This is a genomic window from Acinetobacter nosocomialis, from assembly GCF_041021905.1.
Lineage (GTDB): Bacteria > Pseudomonadota > Gammaproteobacteria > Pseudomonadales > Moraxellaceae > Acinetobacter > Acinetobacter nosocomialis.
On the sequence record NZ_CP157432.1, the window covers coordinates 2,864,790 to 2,885,578 of the forward strand.

General features: G+C 38.3%; 18 protein-coding genes. 5 read left to right on the forward strand and 13 right to left on the reverse strand.

The window, feature by feature from the left end; genetic code table 11:
* Positions 1 to 28: 28 nt before the first annotated feature.
* Positions 29 to 661, reverse strand: a complete 633-nt coding sequence (locus ABLC00_RS13345) for a TetR/AcrR family transcriptional regulator (RefSeq protein ID WP_004885962.1) — start codon at positions 659 to 661, stop codon at positions 29 to 31.
* Positions 662 to 780: 119 nt separating this feature from the next.
* Between ABLC00_RS13345 and ABLC00_RS13350 the strand changes: the two genes are divergently transcribed.
* The gene (locus ABLC00_RS13350; protein WP_004885959.1) at positions 781 to 1,245 is read left to right on the forward strand and encodes a hotdog fold domain-containing protein; all 465 of its coding nucleotides are present in this window, start codon (positions 781 to 783) and stop codon (positions 1,243 to 1,245) included.
* Positions 1,246 to 1,277: 32 nt separating this feature from the next.
* Here ABLC00_RS13350 and ABLC00_RS13355 read toward each other — a convergent pair whose 3' ends face one another.
* The gene (locus ABLC00_RS13355) at positions 1,278 to 2,372 is read right to left on the reverse strand and encodes an acyl-CoA desaturase (RefSeq protein ID WP_002052591.1); all 1,095 of its coding nucleotides are present in this window, start codon (positions 2,370 to 2,372) and stop codon (positions 1,278 to 1,280) included.
* 12 nt (positions 2,373 to 2,384) lie between these two features.
* Positions 2,385 to 3,455 carry a ferredoxin reductase gene (locus tag ABLC00_RS13360; RefSeq protein WP_004885957.1) on the reverse strand — a complete coding sequence of 357 codons (1,071 nt, stop codon included), beginning with the start codon at positions 3,453 to 3,455 and terminating at the stop codon, positions 2,385 to 2,387.
* A 140-nt stretch (positions 3,456 to 3,595) separates the two neighbouring features.
* On the opposite strand from ABLC00_RS13360, the gene fabR reads away from it, so the two are divergent.
* Both fabR and ABLC00_RS13370 read left to right on the forward strand, forming a co-directional pair.
* Positions 3,596 to 4,291 carry an HTH-type transcriptional repressor FabR gene (gene fabR, locus ABLC00_RS13365; RefSeq protein ID WP_004707630.1) on the forward strand — a complete coding sequence of 232 codons (696 nt, stop codon included), beginning with the start codon at positions 3,596 to 3,598 and terminating at the stop codon, positions 4,289 to 4,291.
* Positions 4,292 to 4,459: 168 nt separating this feature from the next.
* The gene (locus ABLC00_RS13370) at positions 4,460 to 5,476 is read left to right on the forward strand and encodes an AI-2E family transporter (protein ID WP_002052593.1); all 1,017 of its coding nucleotides are present in this window, start codon (positions 4,460 to 4,462) and stop codon (positions 5,474 to 5,476) included.
* Positions 5,477 to 5,531: 55 nt separating this feature from the next.
* Here ABLC00_RS13370 and rapA read toward each other — a convergent pair whose 3' ends face one another.
* From rapA to ABLC00_RS13400, 6 genes are all read right to left on the reverse strand, one after another.
* Positions 5,532 to 8,369, reverse strand: a complete 2,838-nt coding sequence (rapA, locus tag ABLC00_RS13375) for an RNA polymerase-associated protein RapA (RefSeq protein WP_002052446.1) — start codon at positions 8,367 to 8,369, stop codon at positions 5,532 to 5,534.
* 144 nt (positions 8,370 to 8,513) lie between these two features.
* Positions 8,514 to 9,152 (reverse strand): RluA family pseudouridine synthase, encoded by a 639-nt coding sequence (locus ABLC00_RS13380; RefSeq protein WP_004700090.1) that lies wholly within the window; start codon positions 9,150 to 9,152, stop codon positions 8,514 to 8,516.
* A 132-nt stretch (positions 9,153 to 9,284) separates the two neighbouring features.
* Positions 9,285 to 9,989 (reverse strand): isochorismatase, encoded by a 705-nt coding sequence (locus tag ABLC00_RS13385; protein ID WP_004885953.1) that lies wholly within the window; start codon positions 9,987 to 9,989, stop codon positions 9,285 to 9,287.
* A gap of 62 nt (positions 9,990 to 10,051) precedes the next feature.
* Positions 10,052 to 11,350 (reverse strand): glutamate-1-semialdehyde 2,1-aminomutase, encoded by a 1,299-nt coding sequence (gene hemL, locus ABLC00_RS13390; protein WP_004885950.1) that lies wholly within the window; start codon positions 11,348 to 11,350, stop codon positions 10,052 to 10,054.
* 41 nt (positions 11,351 to 11,391) lie between these two features.
* Complete coding sequence (gene thiE, locus ABLC00_RS13395; protein ID WP_004885946.1) at positions 11,392 to 12,003, reverse strand: thiamine phosphate synthase; 612 nt, start codon at positions 12,001 to 12,003, stop codon at positions 11,392 to 11,394.
* A gap of 114 nt (positions 12,004 to 12,117) precedes the next feature.
* The gene (locus ABLC00_RS13400; protein ID WP_079377149.1) at positions 12,118 to 12,501 is read right to left on the reverse strand and encodes a DUF962 domain-containing protein; all 384 of its coding nucleotides are present in this window, start codon (positions 12,499 to 12,501) and stop codon (positions 12,118 to 12,120) included.
* 165 nt (positions 12,502 to 12,666) lie between these two features.
* Between ABLC00_RS13400 and ABLC00_RS13405 the strand changes: the two genes are divergently transcribed.
* Positions 12,667 to 14,130 (forward strand): CYTH and CHAD domain-containing protein, encoded by a 1,464-nt coding sequence (locus ABLC00_RS13405; protein WP_006580651.1) that lies wholly within the window; start codon positions 12,667 to 12,669, stop codon positions 14,128 to 14,130.
* A 35-nt stretch (positions 14,131 to 14,165) separates the two neighbouring features.
* On the opposite strand, the gene ABLC00_RS13410 is transcribed toward ABLC00_RS13405, so the two are convergent.
* Complete coding sequence (locus tag ABLC00_RS13410; RefSeq protein ID WP_004885938.1) at positions 14,166 to 14,798, reverse strand: hypothetical protein; 633 nt, start codon at positions 14,796 to 14,798, stop codon at positions 14,166 to 14,168.
* Positions 14,799 to 14,901: 103 nt separating this feature from the next.
* Between ABLC00_RS13410 and ABLC00_RS13415 the strand changes: the two genes are divergently transcribed.
* Complete coding sequence (locus ABLC00_RS13415) at positions 14,902 to 15,291, forward strand: DUF3144 domain-containing protein (RefSeq protein WP_002052603.1); 390 nt, start codon at positions 14,902 to 14,904, stop codon at positions 15,289 to 15,291.
* 59 nt (positions 15,292 to 15,350) lie between these two features.
* Here the strand turns inward: ABLC00_RS13415 and ABLC00_RS13420 are convergent, their stop codons facing one another.
* From ABLC00_RS13420 to ABLC00_RS13430, 3 genes are all read right to left on the reverse strand, one after another.
* Positions 15,351 to 18,113 carry a pitrilysin family protein gene (locus tag ABLC00_RS13420; protein ID WP_004885934.1) on the reverse strand — a complete coding sequence of 921 codons (2,763 nt, stop codon included), beginning with the start codon at positions 18,111 to 18,113 and terminating at the stop codon, positions 15,351 to 15,353.
* Positions 18,114 to 18,235: 122 nt separating this feature from the next.
* Complete coding sequence (locus ABLC00_RS13425) at positions 18,236 to 19,051, reverse strand: PhzF family phenazine biosynthesis protein (RefSeq protein ID WP_032010297.1); 816 nt, start codon at positions 19,049 to 19,051, stop codon at positions 18,236 to 18,238.
* Between the two features lie 150 nt (positions 19,052 to 19,201).
* Positions 19,202 to 20,596 (reverse strand): L-cystine transporter, encoded by a 1,395-nt coding sequence (locus ABLC00_RS13430; RefSeq protein WP_002052703.1) that lies wholly within the window; start codon positions 20,594 to 20,596, stop codon positions 19,202 to 19,204.
* Positions 20,597 to 20,789: the final 193 nt, after the last annotated feature.

The window sequence follows — 20,789 nt, forward strand, 5'->3', positions numbered from 1 at the left end:
TCTTAATGCGGTTTTTTTATACTCCACATTATTGTTCTAAACATAAATCTTGCAATGAACTCCATGCTGCTTTGGCTAACAAGTCTTTATAGATTTTAGGGTCAGACTTTACACGTTGTGATAACCACGCACGACAATAACTTTCTGTAGAACCAATGACCAGTGACAGCAAAAGTTCATGTGGAATCATATGGAAAGCTTTAAATTCTTCAAAATCTGAAATTAAACTGAATATCTTTTTGTTTCTACTTTTATTTTTTTGAGCAAGTTGTTGCTGTTCTTCCCCTTGCATAATATTGAAATGAGCAGTAATTAAGAATTTTGCAAATTCGGGTTGTTCACTTACCCAGTCTACATAACTATGAATTAAACCAAATACCACCTCTTGTAATGTTTTGACCTGTTTTAAATATTCATCTCTTAATGCTGTCTGATCATCTAAAGCTGAAAAAAATAAAGCCGCGACTATTCCTTCTTTATTTTTAAAATGGTGGTAAACCGCTCCAACACTCGTTTCTGATTTGGCACGAATCATTTCAATGCTGGTCGCTTCAATGCCATGCTCTAAAAAACAATCTAAAGCATCTAACAATATTTGTCGTTTTAACGCAGCCCTTCTTCCGGGATACAAACGTTCTAATAAATTTTGAGCAGACACCATTTTGTATTCTCTGACCAGTCATCGGAGTTATTTTGAATGACTTGACGCATATTTGTAAACAGAACTATATTCTTTAACAGAATAATATTCTGTATTTTCAAATTAAAGGAAAATTAATTATGGCAACAACATTAGAACTCTGGAATAAAGTCAGTGCTTTTCCTAAAGGAAAGTGGACTTTCTCTCGCATGCTGTGCCTAAAAGCACCCTATTTCGGCAGTATTTCACCTCTTTTTATTGAGCTAAAGCCAAATTATTGTGAAATTTCCATCAAAAAGAAGCGTTCTGTGCTTAACCATATTGGAACAGTACATGCAATTGCCATGTGTAATATGGCTGAACTGGCGGGTGGAACAATGACAGAAGTTACTGTCCCTTCTACTCATCGCTGGATTCCAAAAGGCATGACTGTTGAATATTTAAAAAAGGCAGAAACAGACCTTATTGCTGTAGCGGCGCCTGTACACGCGAATTATGACTGGGAAAAGGCTAGAGAATATTTAGTTAATGTAGATGTTTACGACACTCACAAAGACAAGGTATTCCATGCCACTATTACGATGTGGATTTCTAAAAAGAAATAAAAAAAGCCCTGAACTCTCAGGGCTTTTTCATATTATTTTTTAAATGGGAAAGCATATTTTGCAATACGCCCAACCACTTGACCGAACTGTTTAACAAAGCTGGCATTGTTATAGTTCAAACCATATTTTTTACAAACTGCTTCAACTTTTGGAGCCATTTGACGATAACGACGAGCAGGAATATCTGGGAATAAGTGATGTTCGATTTGATGACTTAAGTGACCAGACAAAATATGAAATGCTTCTGAACCTGTTAAGTTAGAAGAACCACGAATTTGGCGCATATACCAGTGTCCACGGCTTTCTTCTTGTAAAACAGATTTTGGAAATACTTCTGCATCTTTTGTGAAGTGACCACAGAAAATAATACTGAATGTCCAGATATTACGAAGACCATTAGCGACTAAGTTACCCGTAAATACTGGTAAAGCTGCTGGCCCTGCAATGAGAGGGAAGAAAACATAGTCTTTAAAAAGTTGCTTACCAATTTTTTTATTCACTGGTTTTAACTCTTCTAAAAATTGTGCCTTGGTCTTACGTTTATAAAGCACACGCCCAATTTCAAGATTCTGAATTGCTACGCCCCACTGGAACAATAAGCAAAATGGAATACTATAAATCGGTTGCAGTAAAAACCCTGGTTTCCAACGTTGCTCTGGGAATAAACGGAGTAAGCCATAACCAATATCATCATCAATACCTTTAATATTGGTATAAGTATGATGTTTATAGTTATGAGTTTGGCGCCAGTTATCAGATGTTCCTACCGTGTCCCACTCATAAGTTTGGCCATTAAATTTTGGATCATTCATCCAGTCATATTGACCATGCATAACATTATGACCAAGTTCCATGTTCTCCATAATTTTAGAGAAACCTAATAGACCTGTACCCAAAATCCATGCTGGTGGGAACCAACCTGCGAATAAGCATGCTCGTCCTAAAAGACTGCTATAGCGAACTGCAGCATAAACACGACGGATATATTTTGCGTCTTTTTCACCCAAATCATCCAATACTTCTTGTTTGATCTGGTCAAGCTCTTTTGCAAATGCTTCAAGTTCTGCTGGAGTCAAATCGCGATTTTTAGGATTTTTAAAATATTCGACTTTCACTGGCATATTCATAAGAGGTCTCTCTTAAAGATCAATAACTAGATCGGATTGTGCTGAATTCACACAAATTTTAAGTAACTGGCTTGGTTCTGTATTTTGACTACCGTTTAGTAGGTTACGTGTAGAACCTTGCGTTTTACTACAAACACATTTATTACAAATTCCCATACGGCAACCGTGTGTTGGCTTAACACCTTCATGCTCAAGGCTCACCAAAATCGATTGTCCCTTAGGAATTGCAATCACTTTATTAGACTGAGTTAATGTGACATTCACATAACCGACATCATCTGCAGAACTTGCATTGCTTAAACTAAACGCTTCAGTAAGCACGGCTGGTGCTTTTTCAAAAAGCTCTTCGACAGTTGAAACAAAGCCAGATGGACCACATGCGTAGACCGTGCTTTTTTCAATATCATCAACCAAAGCAAGATGTTCAGCATTTAAGCGCTCATCATTTGGTGTTTCTTGTGTGTAAAACACCTGATAGCTGAAATTTGGGTTTTGTTCAGCCACTTGCTCGAAATACTCTGTAAAAGCAGCATCAGAACGCTGTTTTACCCAATATAAAAGCTGAACCTGCACTTTTTCTAATTGCTGGCTTTGCTTAATTGCTGTGATTAAGCTCAACATTGGTGTAATACCACTACCAGCAGCTAACATAATTAATTTTGGTGTCTGGATATTTTGTTGCATATCACCATAAGGTTGACCAAGCTCAAAAATATCACCAATCTTACTTTCAGCAATGAACCAATTACTAACAACACCATCAGCAACTTTTTTAACGGTTAAACGTAAGTGCTCTGCATCGATTTGTGTCAAGCTATAAGTACGTTCATAACGGCGGCCCGCAATTTCAACAATCACTGGATGATGCTGACCTGCTGCTCCCATTTTGACCAAACGGTTGCATTTTAAAGTAAGGCTCACAGTGTCATGAGCTACGAATTCTTTTTTTACAATTTGAACGAGTCCGTGCTGTACAGACCATAAGGGATTTATTTTTTGTAGCCAGAAACTCGCCATATCTTTATCAAATACGGCTTGTGTTAATGAATTGAATAGAGAATTTCTCTTTTCGATTGCTTGCATAACTGAGGGCTCTGTCGCTCTTTTTTAATTATTATACACATGTATATATATTTGTATATACACCCGTACTTTTAATTACAATTTCACAAGTTCCTTGTCTAACGCTATAATCCAGAGAGTTTAAGAATATATTGAAAAGCATGACCCAAACCTCACTTTCTCAGAGCCAAAATGACACAAGCTCTTCACAAGATGTCATTGAAATAAAAACAGTAACGCGTTCTGTTGGAAGAAAAGCGACGATTACTAAAGAGGAACTTTTTCAGGCTGCACTTAACCTGATTGGTCCACAAAAAAGTATCGCCTCACTCAGCTTACGTGAAGTTGCGAGAGAAGCTGGTATCGCACCAAACAGCTTTTATCGCCACTTTAAAGATATTGATGAATTAGCCATTTCACTCATTGACCGTGCAGGTATCGTTTTACGTAAGATTATTCGTCAAGCTCGTCTACGGGCATCTTTTCAAGACAGTATTATTCGTAGTTCTGTAGAGATTTTTCTTCAGCAGCTTGATGCAGATGAAGGTAATTTAAGTTTATTGTTACGCGAAGGTTTTACAGGTTCTGCATCTTATAAAGCTGCTGTAGACCGCCAGCTCAACTTCTTCCAGCAAGAACTACAAGAAGATTTAATCCGTCTAGAGCGATTAAACAACAACCATCTATACCATCCAGAACTCGTTGCAAAAGCAATTACGCAACTTGTATTTCATATGGGTGCTAAGGTGATTGATCTTCCGGTTCATCAACGTGCAGAAGTCGCAGAACAAACCATGATTATGATAAGAATGATTTTAGAAGGTGCCCGTCATCTAGACGAAGCAAAAATACGATAAATTCAACATAAAATGGTTTGTGATTTTACAAGCCATTTTTTATACAGATATACCAGTTTCTTGATAAAAATATAATTCGTAGATTGAAGCAACCAACATGCAAGAGTATAAGTAATTATTATTCTAGCAATACATACCCATATTTCCCCACGATATTTAGGGATTCACATGCAAAGTTTGAGTAATCGTCAAAGCCTGATTGCAAGTTATATTCTGATGGGCATTTTTTTGCTTTCGGTTATCCCCTTGCATCTCTTAGCAAGCTTTTTTGCTGGCTTTCTCATTTATGAAATTATTATTAGTTTAAGCTCTATTGTTGAACGTTATATTGATGGTCAAAGAGCCCGCATTTTTATTAGTATTTTACTCAGTATTATCACGGTTTCACTCATCGCCTTTTTCATTACAAGTTTAATTAGCTTTGTGGTTTATGACTTAAAAGGTGTAGGTATCCATAATATCAACAATAAAGTCGATCAAACGCTATTACACTTACAAACCGAAATTGGCAAATATCTTCCCGGTTATATTCCAGACAGCGTTACAGAACTAAAAGATGAAATTTTTGCGTTTATGAAAGATAACGTGACGACATTAAAAAATGCCAGTTCCGATATCTTACATAACTTCGTAACGATGATTATGGGCCTTATTATTGGTATTTTGGTAGCTATTCATGGCTTTCACCGTCGAACACCACAGCCTATATTTAAGTCTTTACTCATTCAACGTATTCAAAAGTTATCAATTTCTTTTAGAAACGTCGTTTTTGCTCAAATTAAAATTTCAGCAATTAATACGCTGCTCTTTATATTATTTGCATTTGTAATATTGCCGATTTGGGGTGTTCACCTCCCTTTCGCCAAAACCTTAACCATTCTTACTTTTTTGTTTGGTCTCATTCCAATTTTAGGCAACTTAATTTCAAATACGCTCACTTTTATTGCTGCATTGACGGTTTCACTCGGTCTAGCAGGCGTTGCTCTGCTCTATCTCGTATTAGTACATAAGTTAGAATATTTTATTAATGCGAAAATTATTGGACATAAAATTAATGCCAATGCATGGGAAATTTTATTGGCAATGTTAATTTTTGAGTCAATTTTTGGTTTAGGTGGATTGATTGCAGCACCAATCTTTTATGCGTATTTAAAACTAGAATTAAAAGATGCCAGAATGATTTAATTAAATTTTACTCAATAAAAAAGCGCCGTTACGGCGCTTTTTTATGATTTCCTACTTATGGTTTAACAACCACAAGTACTTGAATCGCTTCCGGAGTTACAGTTAAGCCATCGAGTAAACTCAAGCCTTCTTTTTGCAACTTCTGTAAGCGCTCAATTTCGTCTTGACGAATACTTGGGTTGAACTGTTTTAAATAAGTTAAGCGGTCAATCTCGTATTGCCATTTACTACCATAATGCTCTTTTGCCTGCTGTTGTAACTGTGGCAAGCCGACTTTAGCAATATCAAGCGCTTGTCTATAACGCTCTTCAATTACTTCACGGCGAGCTTTAACCACTTGGCGGCAGCTATTGCCATCTAAATGGTGCAAATATGGTTTTAAAATGGTTGGATCGATCTTTTCAGATAAGTCCTGACCATTTTCACTTAACAACACGCGAATGAGCTGTTTCGGTAAGCTTGATGGCAAGTTCAAAGATTTTGGTGCAACTACATCAACTTTAAACCAAACTTCAAGTAATACAGAACCTTGCTTTAATGCATTTGACTTAAGAACAGCAACATTAGTACTACCAAATGATTGTGTACGGATCATTTCCATTACACTTTCAATGAACGGATGCTCTAAAGTCAGGTATTGAGCGTCTTCACGCATTTGTGCTTGATCACGATAGAACGTCGCAGTCATGCCCTCTTCGTCTAGTGCCAAACCTTGAACTTGCATTTGGTCTGTTGGGCGAATAATAACAGTACCGTTACTTTGCTCATCAAAATCGATATTGGTTGAAGACATAAAACGCTTCACAAACATAGGTAATGTTGTGTTGTCATCGTAGTCTTCTAAGGCTTGAACAATTTCTTGTGCAACAATAGGACGACATGAGTTGTATTCAAGCAAGCGATCTCGACCAGCTTGTAACTCTGTTTCCAAAGCTTGACGTTGAACATTGACTTCTTCGAGTAAATCTTCAAATGTTTGGCCTTGATCTGAAAGTAAGCAGTCTTTTAATTCAACAATAAAGTTTTCTTGCAACGTTTGAGCTGTTGGAGAAATATTGCTAAAAATATTTAATGCTTCATTGTACCAACGGAACATACGCTCTTGAGCGGTGCCCATTAAGTAAGGTACATGAATTTGAATACGATTTTCTTGACCAATACGGTCTAAACGACCAATACGTTGTTCTAAAACATCTGGGTTTGCAGGCAAATCAAATAAAATGAGATCACTCGCAAACTGGAAGTTACGACCTTCTGAACCAATTTCAGAACACAGTAAAATTTGAGCACCATAGCTTTCTTCTGCAAAGTAAGCAGCTGCTTGGTCTCGCTCAAGTAAACTCATGCCTTCATGGAACATAGCAGTACGAATACCTGCATGCAAACGAAGTGCGCTTTCTAAAGATTCAACTACAGGACCACTACGTGCAATTAAAAGAACTTTTTTATGTTTAAGTTCTTTACGTAGAATTTCCATTAACCATGGCACACGTGGGTCATTTTGCATCCATGATCCATCAATTTGTGCTTCTTCTGGCCACATTTGCTCACGTAGTTTACCGTCTTTTGACCAATCTTCTGGCGCTGGCAAAGGTGCTGGTTGGCAATCACGGCCTGGGAAACCTTGAATCGCTTCACGCGTATTACGGAATAAAATACGACCTGTACCATGACGGTCTAACAACTCATGAATCGCTCTGAAACGTTGTTCAGGCTGATCTTCAATTGAATGACCCAATAAACCTTCTAAAGCAGTTAAATGCTCTTGAGTTAAAGGTTCATCTGACATCAATACTTCTGCAACTTGAGCAGTTTGCTGATATTGCGCTTCTTCATCCAAGAAACGCTCTAAACTGCTAAAGCGCTGCGGATCTAACAAACGTAAGCGTGCAAAGTGACTTTCTACACCAAGCTGTTCAGGTGTTGCTGTAAGAAGTAATACACCAGCCGTATTTTCAGCAAGCTCTTCAACTAAATCGTAACGATCATTACCGCCTTCTTCTTCGCTCCACATTAAATGATGCGCTTCATCGACAACGAGTAAATCGAAACCAGCTTCTAGTGCTTGCTCACGTAAATCGTCATGGTCCACCATCAAATCTACACTGGCAATAATACATTGCTCAGTTAAGAACGGGTTAAGCTCTGGATCATGTTCTTTAATAGACGCAGTACGGGTTAAATCGAACAGAGAAAATTGCAAGTTGAAACGGCGACGCATTTCAATCATCCACTGATATTGCAGCGAATCAGGGACTAAGATGAGGATACGTTCTGAACGACCAGTTTTAAGCTGTTGATGGATAATCAAACCAGCTTCAATTGTTTTACCTAAACCTACTTCATCAGCAAGTAAAACACGTGGTGCGAAACGTTTACCGACTTCATGCGCAATATAGAGTTGATGTGGGATTAAACCAACGCGTGCACCAACCAAGCCGCGTAATGGACTGGTTTGCATTTGCGCTTGCATTAGCATGGCTTCAATGCGTAAGTCATACCACTCTTTATAATCGATCTGGCTTGCCAGCAAACGATCTAAAGGTTTTGATAACTGAATTTGTGCACCGATACGAGTTTCATTGAGCGCTTTACGTTCTTGTTCGCCATTTTCTAAGGTACGAACTACGTTGTAACGCAAAACGCCATGGCGGTCTTCAACCGACTCAACAGTCCACTTTTGGCCTTCTTGATCTTGAACTTCATCGTTTGTGTTAAAGATGATACGAGATAATGGTGCGTTATTACGTGCATAGACACGCGTTTCATCACTCTTGGGGAATAAAATGCTGACAGATCTTTCATCTACATCAATAAGAACGCCTAAACCGAGCTCAGTCTCTGTATCTGATAGCCAACGTTGACCAATAGCATACTGCTGCAATTTTTCCACCTTTTTCTCAAGTTCGCACTACATATTGTACGATGCAAATTAGCTTATTTTTGCATCTTTTTATGTAGTCTTTAAAGCAAAATTTTGCAGCAGAAACCAATTAAATTATTTCGCTACAAAAATTACTCATTGAAAGTTTTTACATTAAAACGGTACAGGACAGTTAAACGTTAATGATTCCCCTGTGACAGGATGATTAAAGCTTAACTGTTTGGCATGCAAGCACAGACGAGGAACAAGTAATTGTTCCGGTGTTGCATACAATGTATCACCTACAATCGGATGTCCCAGATATTGCATGTGTACACGGAGTTGATGAGAACGTCCGGTAATCGGTGTTAATTTGACACGCGTAACCGGTTGTCCCTGAATCTGGAAATGTTCGATCGCCTGCCAATGTGTTAAAGCAGGTTTATTATGAGAAGCATCGACAATATGTAAAGGTGGTCGACTCGGGTCATAGACGACAGGGATATCAACAGTCCCTTCGCCATCTAGATGGCCTGCGACTAACGCTTCATATATTTTCGAAGTTTGACGGTCTTGAAATTGGCGTGCAATCGCACTTTGTCCACGCTTAGATAACCCAAAAACCAAAATACCCGAGGTATCACGGTCAAGGCGGTGAATGAGCAAAGTTCGTGGTTCAATTGCCACCAGTCTTGTCAAAACGCTGTCATGTAAATCACCTTTCCCTGGCACACTCAAAATGTCCGAAGGTTTATGAATCACCATAAAATCATCATCACGATAGATCAGATGTTCACTTAGAAAATCACTCAAAGTTGTATTCCCAAGGTAAGATGAAAAACAAGCGGGCAATAATAAAAAGCTTACGTCCGAATTACAATGCCGTTCGGGTAAATTAACAACAGAATTTGCAAATATTATGATTCACTTTATGGCTAAAGCCGATTAGTGCTTCAATAACTGCATAATATGTTGCAAAGTGGGTGTTTGCATCAGCTCTTCAGCACTTAGACTCGCACCGTTCGCACGCCATAATTCCACCAGATAATTGACTCCAGCAGTGTCTAAACCGTAGTTTCTTAAATCTATTTCTGGATGAATTTCCATTGGATGCCGCCCAATCTGTTCAGCAACTGCCAATAAAATTCCTTTCTCGGATAACACCTGTGACGACGGTGCACTTAAAGACCATAAGCGCATTAATGCCTGTGTGTTTATATGTTGAATGGAGTCAAAACTGATTTTTTCAATCCACTGTATATGCTGGTCTAAACTACTCGCCAAAATCGCATCATTTACAACAGCTACATAATCTGTAATGGATAAAACAAGCTGCATGACTTGCTTAAATAGCGGTGATAAATTCCCCGCCATAATCACCTGTGCCTGAGTGTTTGATGACAAGTGCTGCCCAAGCTGCAACATGGCCTGTTGAAGTTGAGATGACTGAATCATCATGACCGGAATTTCGAGTGCTTGCGCTCTTTTGCTTAGCATTTCTAAATAATCGGCTAATGGCTGATGCGCCCAATCAGATATATTTTCAAGATCATCTAGCCCGACTAGGAGCAATATGCTTTGCGTAGATTCAATAGGCCAATTTGAAGTACTTGCGGCTAACTGAATTTTTCGAGGTAAGGGATAAAACATTGTTCTCTACAAATATAAAATAGCTCAAATTAAAAAGCCCGTTTTTAAACGGGCCTTTTTGCTTACTTCATTTCGGCAAAGGTTTCTTTTGCAGCCTGAATGGTAAACTCGATATCTTCATCAGAATGAGCAGATGAAATAAAGCCTGCTTCAAATGCTGACGGCGCCAAGTTTACACCACGTTTTAACATGCCATGGAAGAACTTTTTGAAAGCTTCAATATCACATGCCAACATAGAGTCAAAGCTTGTAATGTCTTCTTGGTCAGTAAAGTAAAGACCAAACATTGCGCCCGCTTGCTGAGTTTTAAATGGAATACCCGCTGCATCTGCTGCTGCTTGTAAGCCTGCAAGTAACTTTTCAAGTTGAGCCGATAATTTGCTGTAAAAATCCGGTTGACGTAAATGTTTGAACATTTCGATACCAGCGCGCATAGCAAGTGGATTACCAGATAAAGTCCCCGCTTGGTATACCCCCCCTAAAGGTGCGATGCATTCCATGATTTCACGCTTACCGCCAAATGCACCAACTGGTAAGCCAGCACCAATAATTTTACCTAAAGTCGTTAAGTCAGGTTTAACGTTATAAACTGACTGAGCACCGCCCAATGCAACGCGGAAACCTGTCATCACTTCATCAATAATAAATACAGATTTGTATTCATCACACACATCACGAATCGCTTGTAAGAAACCATCAATTGGTTTCACCATATTCATGTTACCTGCGACAGGCTCAATAATGACGCCGGCAATTTCATGACCAAATTTTGCAAAGCATTCTTTTAATGCTGCAATATCGTTATATGGTAGTGTTAAAGTGTGTTTAGCGAAATCAGCTGGTACCCCTTTCGATGTTGGTTCACCCTCACCTTTAGTTAATAAACCAGAACCTGCTTTTACTAATAAAGAGTCAGAGTGTCCGTGGTAACAACCTTCAAACTTCACGATCTTGTCACGGCCAGTATAACCACGTGCTAAACGAATAGCAGTCATAGTTGCTTCTGTACCAGAGTTGGTCATACGTACCAATTCAATAGATGGCATGATTTCACAAATAATATCTGCCAGCGTTGTTTCATGTACGGTTGGTGCACCAAAACTTAAACCATCTTCTGCTGCTGTTTGTACAGCTTTAATAATATCTGGATGAGCATGGCCCAAAATCATTGGTCCCCAAGAGCCAACATAATCTACATAGCGCTTGCCATCTACATCCCATAAATACGCACCTTTGGCTTTCTCGATGAAAACTGGTGTTCCTCCAACGCCATTAAAGGCACGTACTGGAGAGTTCACACCACCTGGAATGTGTTTGCTGGCTTGTTTAAATAACTGTTCTTGCTTTGGAGATAAACTCATGGAAATGCTCGTCTTAAATATCTAAAAATAATTTTGAAAGCTTAAGAAAATAATTGTGCCCATGCTTGTACACGGGCAGGAATTTCAGCAGTTGATCGACCTAATATATCACTAATGACTGCGCAGAGGTCAGCTCCAGCCTCAATCACGGGTTTTGAGTTTTCAACTGTTAAACCACCAATTGCACAAATAGGTAAATCATACTGAGCTGCTGCTTGCTTAATTACCTCAATGCCAACATTACCTGCTTCCGGTTTAGTCGCAGTTGCATACACAGCGCCAAAGGCAACATAAGTTGCGCCATCAGCAATTGCTTTTTGGGCAAGTTCTAATGAGTTTAGGCAAGTACGGCCAATAATGACGCCTTCTGGTAACTGCGATTTTGCATCGGTAATTTCACCATCACTTTGTCCTAAATGCACACCTAAACCAAACTTTGCAGCCAGTTTTAAATCATCATTAATGACAAAAGGAACCTGATATTTTTCACATAGACCTTTGATCTGTTCAACTTCAGCAGGCTGATCAGCTTTGTCTACTTTTTTACGGCGGTACTGTAAAATTGCGATTTGATGGGTTGCGAGTGCAGCGTCTAGTTTTTCTAATAATAATTCGATTGGATCATCATTGGTAATGAGATATAAACCGCGCATACTCTACTCTCGCTTTTGAAAACTTCGCTAGTATAACGGATTTATAAGTCATCATAAGTACCGATTGATATAGGCTTACCAGTACCAATCGGTATATTTAAAAAAATAAATAAATTAACTTGGAATTTTATCGTGCTTGCGATCAATTAAACTTAATCGACCAGTCGCAACATCAGAGAGCATTCGCCAATCAGAAATAAAGCTATAGAAAGGTTGTTTAAAACTGGCAGGCTTATTTTTTTCAAACACAAAATGTCCAACCCATGCATTTGCGTAACCCGCTACCAAACCATAGAGCACATATTTGGCTTGTTTCTTACGAATCGCTTTTGAAAAAAAGTATAGACCAATGCTACTACCCACCACATGCAAACGTCTGCTCATGATGTTACGGTGTTCAGTTAAATAAAAACGATAAAATTCCTGATAGTTTTTAATCGGTAACTCAAACTCTGGCTGAGTTTCATGGCTAAAGTTTACTGGTGCATTCACGATCATCTTCCTGATTTTTATTTGATCAAAACATCACCTGATTGTACACCTAAATAAAAGTGTAGCGTCATATGTTTGATTGTAACTTTCTCTATCAAAAACATTATTTTTAGCGCTAAGCTATTATACTTATTCAAGATAGTTTAAATACCTGATTCAGGGAGATCCATTATGGTTGAAGTTGAGCTTAAGTTTCAGTTACCTGAATCGAAGAAAAAAACCGTCCAGCAATATTTAAAAAAACATAAAGCACAGCATATTCATTTACAGGCCAAGTATTACGATACCCCAGATCGCCTACTTGCAAAAAATGGTATGGCCTTACGCTTACGTAAAGAAAATGACCTGTGGGTACAAACCTTTAAAGCCGCTGGCCAAAGTCATTTACATCGTGTTGAAGAAGAAGTTTTTTTAGGAAAATGCGAACAAGAACCTGAACTAAACCTTGAGTTATATAAAGACAATAAAGTCGTCACAGATTTGATTACTCAAGCTTTAGGCTCTGAAGTCGAAAAGCTAAGCTTACAGTTTGAGACTGATGTACAACGTACTTATCATGTTTTTGAAGCAGATGACACAGCAATTGAAGTCTGTCTTGATGACGGCGTCGTAAAAACAGCAACAGCACAAAGCAAAATTTGCGAAGTTGAGTTCGAACTTAAACAAGGTGTAGTTAAAACACTTATTCAATTTGCTCAGCAATGGATTAATCGTTATGAACTTTGGCTCGATGTTAGAAGTAAAGCTGAGCGCGGTAATTTACTCGCATTGGGGCAAGCTGCTTCACCGGCTGTTCACGCAAAAAATCTGAACTTAGATAAAGACATTTCAGCAGAACAGGCACTCAAAAAAATTGTAGAAAACTGTTTGGGACAGTTCTTGCCGAATATGGCTGCAATTGCTGATGGTGTTGCCGACGCTGAACACATTCATCAAGCACGCGTGAGCTTACGCCGTTTACGCAGCGCACTTCACCATTTTGCAACATGGTCAGACGAGTTAAACCCTGGGTGGGAAGAACAAATTGCCGAGCTTTTCCGCAAGCTTGGAGACACGCGAGACGAAGATGCCATTCGTACTGAAATTTTACCGATGATTGTGCAGCATGGTTCACCTGAACTTTTGCTACCTATTTCTGAGCAGCCATTAAAAGACCTAACCACACTGTTTAAATCTGCAGAAACCGTTAAGCTCGTGCTCGCATTACTGGCATTTGTTTATTCAGAAGAAGATAACCAAAACGCTAAAGGAAAATTGAAAAAACAGATAGAAAAAAGCTTAGACAAGTTACATCACCAAGTCATAAGTCATGCCGATCATTTCATAGAACTTGAAGTCACTGAACAGCACAAAATACGTAAAAAAGCGAAGCAATTACGTTACTGTATCGAATTTATATCAAGCTTATATCCACGTAAAAATGTTCAGCAGTTTTTAAAAAAATTACAACCTGTGCAAAATACTTTAGGACTTTATAACGACTTGTTTATTGCCGAAGATCTCTTTAATAAAGCAACTGAACATGACCCACATTTTTGGTTTGCATTAGGATGGATTAAGGCCAAACAGCCTTATTTACAAAATCAGTCTGCTGAAGCTTTGCAAAAATTTAAACAGGCAAAAATATTTTGGTAAGAATCTTGAAGTCGCGACAAATATGCCGCGACTTTTTAGCGGTATTTACCAAATACTTTCCATACACCATTATCTGCTAATGGGTCGCTATAGCTATCACTACGCTGTTTTCTTGGCTTATCACGAGCGTCAACAAGTTTAAAGTGTGGCTCTACCCCCAACACAATACCATTGGTATAAAACCGTGAACGCGTATATTCAGTTTGACCATGCTGGAATACATAAGTTCTTAAATCGATAAATTCGCGGTGTGCAACTAATGCTGCCGTGTCGTCGCTTTGCAACCATTCTTGCATGGTAAAAATCTGGTCTGTGTCAAACTGTCCACATTTTTCAATAAGACTGGCCACACCACGGAAAGTTTTCGATTCTTTTGCGCGTGTTTTATTAATACGAATTCGGTCTACATGGAAAAAGAATAAAGGTAAATTTAAATGACTCGGTAAATGAATCGCATCTGGTAATTCATCTTCCATAAAAGGCTGAAAAAGCTCTTGTGCCCTTTCTATTAAATCTTTCCATTGTTGATAATAGGCTAAGACTTCTTCTTGCAAACCATAATAAATTGGCAGCCCTTCGACATGCTCCAAATACTGGGGCGGAAAAACATGCTGACGTAATAAAGCAATGTCTGTTTTTAGACTTTGAACGGCAATTGCATCTTGCATATTATAACTCCCAATACTTAGGCTATTTACAGACTAAGGCAAAGGTTTTGTTTCCGCAAGGCTTTGCCTATAATAAGCAGCTCTATTTTTGCGGGAATAAGTCATGTCTCAAAAGATTAATGCAACAGATATTACTGAAGAAGAAGCGTTAAATGCTGTTTTCTTTGAGCGTGCGGATGAATTCATTAAACAAGCGAATGATTTTTGTCGCCCGCCTAAAGGCCAAAAACCTGATCCAGCTGAGCTTCGCGGACAAGTGAGTGCTGCGATGTTATTTGCAACTGCCCGTTTTAATACATGGGTCGCTGCCAATAATTTTAAAGATGGCAATGAAATGCGTGATGCAAAAGAGCAAGTGATGTCTTATCTGCTTCAACAATTTCAAATGATGCTTGAAGATAACTTTGATGAGTACTGTGAACAGTTCGAAAACTATTTACGTTTCCGTAAGAATGAAGATTTTCATACTCACAAGCATGACCATGATCATTAATAAATTTTAAATACCCAAATAAAAAGCCACTTCATGTGGCTTTTTATTTGGCAAGTCATTTATTGCTTTTGCGGTTGACCATATTGGTCAGCCATCACTTCAACGAGATTGGAAAGTTTAATATATTTTTTAATGACTGCATTCACATCAGCAACAGTTAGCTTTGTTAAATCTTGATCATGCTTAACACGATCCAGTAATGTTTTACCTGACTCAAGCTCAATATTTAACATACCGTGAATATTACGCTCATCCTCTAATGCAGTAACACGTTTTTTCATGAGATCTGCTTTAGCTGCTGCAAGCTCTTGCTCGGTAATACCATTGGTTAATAAGTCATTTAATACCTTATGAACTGAAGCAGAAACTTGTGCCGAACGCCCCGCCGTATAGTTTGCACTAATACTTAATGCACCCACATTGGTGTCCTGATCAAGTTGCAGTCCTGTTCCAAAACCATAAACTAATGCATTTTTTTCACGAAGCTCTTGAGCCAAACGCGAAGAAATTTGAGAATCACCTAAAATATAATTCATTAAAATTAAGGCAGATGCATCCGGATGATTTTTTCCAACCGGTATCGCAAGTACGCTTTGATAACTACCAAACTCACGTTGTTCAGATAAAGCATGTACTTGCTGAGCAGGAAAATCGACGTGTTGAATTAAGATTTTTTCATATGGTTGTTTACTGTTCCAACTACCAAACTCCTGATTTAATAGTTTTTTCATTTTCTTAGCATCAAATGCGCCGGTAATTGCAATTTGGGCATGGTTCATTGCAAAGAAATGCTGATATAACTCTTTGACTTGTTCTTGGGTCACATCCTTTAACTGTTTTTTAGCTAACTCAGGTTCAAAGTGGTAGCGTAAATCACCTGGCTGATATTCTTCAACTAAACGTGACAACGTTAAACCTGCAACTACATCAGGTTCTGTATAAGGACGATCAAGACTGGATAAGCTTTGAGATTTAATTAAATCGAATTGAGATTGTTCAAATTTAGGGTTTTTCATAACCTCTAGAACAAACTTGAAGAATTCATCAAACTTTTCAGTTTTAGATTGAATATTAATGGTCATGCCATTGCCGTCGGCACTTGCATAAGCCGCGCCACCAGCATCAATCGATTTATCGGCAATATCTTGCAGGCTATATTTATCAGAACCGCGGAGTAATAAATACGAAGTTAAATCAACTACCGTGCCTTTATTAAATAAAGATTTTTCTGTACCGAAATCCATAGTAATGGTGGCATAGGTACGATCATCACGGGTTTCCACAGGGAACAAAGCATACTTCATTCCATTTTTAAGTTTTCCACGAATAATCTTTTTCTCATTACTCTCAGCATATTGCTTAGAAGTTTTTAAAAACTCGTTAACTTCTTCTTGATAAACTTTCGGGTCTTTTAAAGGTTCTGGTTTAACATCTGTCTGATCTAAAGTTTTAGGTTTATCTTTTGGGTCGAGTTGCAATGCTTTCTTTTGATCTTCAGGTGTTGGCAAAATATCGCCATCAATACGATGCCCAGCAATAAGGAACTGTTTTAAGGTTTGATTTAGGTCATTGAGCTTCACTTTCTCAACTGCATCTAAATCTTTGAAATATTGATCCCATTGCCCACCAGCTACGCTGTAATCACTTAAACGAGATCCCAAAGCAACGGCGTCTTTATTGACTAACTCGCTTTGTGTTTTCATTAAACTTTTTACACGTTTTAGCTCAGTCTCAGTAAAAGGTTTACCCTTTTCAATTCCAGAGAGCAAAGCGCTTTCAACTTTGTTAGGATCATTTTTTGGTGAGTAAACCGCACCTAAAAATACAACATTAAAATCTTGGTCTAACCAAGTTGATGCCTGAACGTCTGTGCTAATGCCTGTTTCAACCATATTCTGGTACAAATGACCGCTTGGCTGCATGGTATATAACATAGGCGCTAAAGCCAGTGTCGGCTGAATTTTGACGTTTTTTCCATTCATATAAATATGAAATTTGGCTAAATCACTGCCTTTTTTCACCACAAATTCACGATTCTTTATTTTTGTAGAATCTAACACAGGCACCTGAACGCGCTTAGGCACAGCTCGCGCAGGAATTGGACTAAAATATTGGTCTATCGTTTTTAAAACATCAGTTTTATCAAACTTACCTGAAATCACCATGACCGCATTATTAGGTGCGTACCAACTACGGTAGAACTGGTTCAATTCCGGCATTTTAATTGACTTAAGCTCTGGCAAATCACCAATCGGTAATCGTCCTAAATACTGGTTTCCATAAGCCGATTTCCACATTTGATCCATTAAAACAGCAAAAGGCTGATCCATACGGACTTCACGTTCACGCTTTACGATTTCAATTTCAGAAGGAACAAATTTTTCTTGTAAAACCAATTTGTCCATACGCTCAGATTCAAGATACAGTACTTGATCAAGTGCAGTTTTTTCTGGACGGACAATATTCGTGTATTTAGTTGAATAGTAATCCGTGCTCGCGTTCGTCATTAATGTATATTGATCTAAACGGCGTTGGAATTCTTCACCTTTTACATTTTGCGTGCCTTTAAAGGCCAAATGCTCAAGTAAATGTGCTAAGCCACCTTTACCTTGCGGATCATTTAAAGAACCTGTTAAATAAATGGTATTAATAAAGATTTTATTTTCTTTGTCATTCGGGGCAAGTACGACCCGAAAACCATTATCTAATTTATATTCCTCAATATTTTGCTTACTTTTTACTAATGTTGTTTGTGCAAAAGACGCAGCACTTAAACCAAGAATACATAGGGAGAGAGTCAGTTGTTTAAACTGCATAAACATATAAATACCAATTAATTTGAATAATAAAAAATCAATAGTTGTGGGACTATAGTAGGAAATTTAAGCTGACATTAATAGTAAAGATTTGAAAAAAAAGCCGTTTATTTAAACGGCCTTATATTTTAAGGAAAAATTTCTGCTTGCATATAAAGTTTGCCATAGCCTGAAATTTCAATACGCTCCTGGTTCAGCACATTACAATACAAAACGCCTCCACGGTTAGAAGCCTGATAAGCAGTAATATTATTTTTAGCGAGTTTCTCTGCCCATAGCGGTGCTATTGCGGTATGAATTGAACCTGTAACAGGATCTTCTTCTATACCTGCGACAGGAGCAAAATAACGCGATACGCAATCATAGTGTTGATCTGCTCTTGACGTTATTGCTACATCAAGACCACTGGCGGTAATCGCAGTCCGCTTACCTAAGGCTTTAAGCAAGTTCATGTCAGGCTTCTCATCCAATACATCTTGAACTGATTCATATTCAACAATGTAGGCTTGAACATTTTGATAAACCGCTTTAAACGGTTTTGTTAATGCTTGACGTAAAACAGCCGGATAATCTTCAACTTGATGAGCCTTACGAATTGGAAAATTCATTCTGATTTTGCCGTCTTCATCTTGATGAACGACAAATAGGCCTAAGTTTCGTACATGAAAATTAAGAGTCTTTTTCTCGGTAAAATCTTTAAATAATACGAACGCACTGGCAAGAGTCGCATGTCCACAAAAATCAACTTCAACTGTTGGAGTAAACCAACGGATTTCATAATTTTCAGAGTCTATAATTTTTACAAAAGCAGTTTCGGATAAGTTATTTTCAAGCGCTATCTTTTGCATTAAATCTGCATCTAGCCACTCTTTTTCAACTACTACAGCAGCAGGGTTTCCACGAAATAACTCTTTGGTAAAAGCATCGACTTGATACATTTTCATGTTAGTGCTCTCTTTCTTAATAAGCTCACTTTTAAAAATTATTTAAAAGAAAAACAGATACAGTTTTTTTAAAATTAACATCACAGTAGCAATTTACGCATATAAAAAAACGGCTCATCCAGACTGGATGAGCCATTTTAATATTAACTTTTAATGATGTTGAGTTAATTCAATTTCATCTTCGCTATTCATTATAGCTTTGTCGGTCTGCCCCATAAATTGGCTTGTAACCACACCAGCAGTCATTGAACCATTTACGTTTAATGCAGTACGTCCCATATCAATGAGTGGTTCAATTGAAATAAGAAGCGCAACTAAAGTTACAGGTAAGCCCATCGCAGGAAGCACAATCAGCGCAGCAAAAGTTGCACCGCCACCAACACCAGCCACACCAATTGAACTTAAAGTCACAATACCCACTAACGAAGCAATCCACATTGGGTCTAGGGTGTTAATACCCATAGTTGGCGCAACCATGACTGCAAGCATGGCTGGATATAAACCCGCACAGCCGTTTTGACCAATGGTAGCACCAAAAGAAGCAGAGAAACTTGCAATAGACTCAGGCACGCCTAAACGACGAGTTTGCGCTTCAATGCTCAATGGAATACTTGCTGCACTTGAACGACTCGTAAACGCGAATGTTAGAACTGGAGCAACTTTCTTGAAGAATTTAAGTGGAGAAACACCAGTCAAAGTCAAAATAATGGCATGTACGACAAACATAATCGCCAAACCTAAGTAAGACGCGACCAAGAAACCGCCTAGATTCAAGATATCCGCAACATTTGAACTTGCCACAACTTTTGTCATGAGAGCAAAAACACCATACGGTGTAAGCGTCATTACTAAACGGACAAGCTTCATGACCCATGACTGTAAAGTCTGAATAGCCGTCAGAATACGCTGACCTTTTTCTGCATCATCTTTCATCAAGTTGAGTGCTGCTATCCCTAAAAATACAGCAAAGATAACCACGCTAATAATCGAAGTCGGATTTGCACCCGTTAACTCAGCAAAAGGGTTACTCGGAATAAAAGAAAGTATAAATTGCGGTACGCTTAAGTCTGTTACTTTACCCACATAGTCAGTCTGAATCGCGGTAAGTCGAGCTGTTTCTGCAGCCCCTTGTACCAAACCTTTGGCAGTTAAACCAAATAAGTTCGTCACAAATACCCCAACCAGCGCAGCGATGAGTGTCGTAAATAACAAAGTTCCGATGGTATAGAAGCTGATTTTTCCTAAAGAAGAAGCTTGGTGCAGCTTCGCTACCGCACCTAAAATCGAAACAAAGACCAAAGGCATCACGACCATTTGTAAAAGTTTTACATAGCCGTTACCAACAATATTAAACCAGCTAATAGATTCAGCAAGAATCGGATGGCCACCGCCATAAATCAAATGTAGTCCTAAGCCAAACACCACACCTAGAACTAAGCCGGCAAGAACTTTTTTAGACAAGCTCCAGTCCGTTTTACGTGTTTGGGCGAGTAAAAATATTAACCCGACAAAAACCACAATATTGATGATTAAGGGTATATTCATTCCCAAACTCCAACTTATTGCTTGTGTCATCTTTTAAGGGGGCATATTTGACCATAGCCGGCCTATATAAACTACCCTTTTCAACAATTTTCTAGCATGCAGATCATTACTGATCTGAATGAGAATATAAAATGACTTTTAAATACATATATATCACTTTTAAAACATAAGATAAGTAGGATATTTATGTATA

Excerpts from the sequence above, each read along its gene's own strand:
- ABLC00_RS13370 (WP_002052593.1), top strand. The coding sequence starts at position 4,460 with ATGCAAAGTTTGAGTAATCGTCAAAGCCTGATTGCAAGTTATATTCTG.
- ABLC00_RS13400 (WP_079377149.1), bottom strand. The coding sequence starts at position 12,501 with ATGATCGTGAATGCACCAGTAAACTTTAGCCATGAAACTCAGCCAGAG.
- fabR (WP_004707630.1), top strand. The coding sequence starts at position 3,596 with ATGACCCAAACCTCACTTTCTCAGAGCCAAAATGACACAAGCTCTTCA.
- ABLC00_RS13430 (WP_002052703.1), bottom strand. The coding sequence starts at position 20,596 with ATGAATATACCCTTAATCATCAATATTGTGGTTTTTGTCGGGTTAATA.
- thiE (WP_004885946.1), bottom strand. The coding sequence starts at position 12,003 with ATGCGCGGTTTATATCTCATTACCAATGATGATCCAATCGAATTATTA.
- ABLC00_RS13385 (WP_004885953.1), bottom strand. The coding sequence starts at position 9,989 with ATGTTTTATCCCTTACCTCGAAAAATTCAGTTAGCCGCAAGTACTTCA.
- ABLC00_RS13345 (WP_004885962.1), bottom strand. The coding sequence starts at position 661 with ATGGTGTCTGCTCAAAATTTATTAGAACGTTTGTATCCCGGAAGAAGG.
- ABLC00_RS13410 (WP_004885938.1), bottom strand. The coding sequence starts at position 14,798 with ATGCAAGATGCAATTGCCGTTCAAAGTCTAAAAACAGACATTGCTTTA.
- ABLC00_RS13420 (WP_004885934.1), bottom strand. The coding sequence starts at position 18,113 with ATGTTTATGCAGTTTAAACAACTGACTCTCTCCCTATGTATTCTTGGT.
- ABLC00_RS13355 (WP_002052591.1), bottom strand. The coding sequence starts at position 2,372 with ATGAATATGCCAGTGAAAGTCGAATATTTTAAAAATCCTAAAAATCGC.
- ABLC00_RS13360 (WP_004885957.1), bottom strand. The coding sequence starts at position 3,455 with ATGCAAGCAATCGAAAAGAGAAATTCTCTATTCAATTCATTAACACAA.
- ABLC00_RS13350 (WP_004885959.1), top strand. The coding sequence starts at position 781 with ATGGCAACAACATTAGAACTCTGGAATAAAGTCAGTGCTTTTCCTAAA.
- ABLC00_RS13425 (WP_032010297.1), bottom strand. The coding sequence starts at position 19,051 with ATGAAAATGTATCAAGTCGATGCTTTTACCAAAGAGTTATTTCGTGGA.
- ABLC00_RS13405 (WP_006580651.1), top strand. The coding sequence starts at position 12,667 with ATGGTTGAAGTTGAGCTTAAGTTTCAGTTACCTGAATCGAAGAAAAAA.
- ABLC00_RS13415 (WP_002052603.1), top strand. The coding sequence starts at position 14,902 with ATGTCTCAAAAGATTAATGCAACAGATATTACTGAAGAAGAAGCGTTA.
- hemL (WP_004885950.1), bottom strand. The coding sequence starts at position 11,350 with ATGAGTTTATCTCCAAAGCAAGAACAGTTATTTAAACAAGCCAGCAAA.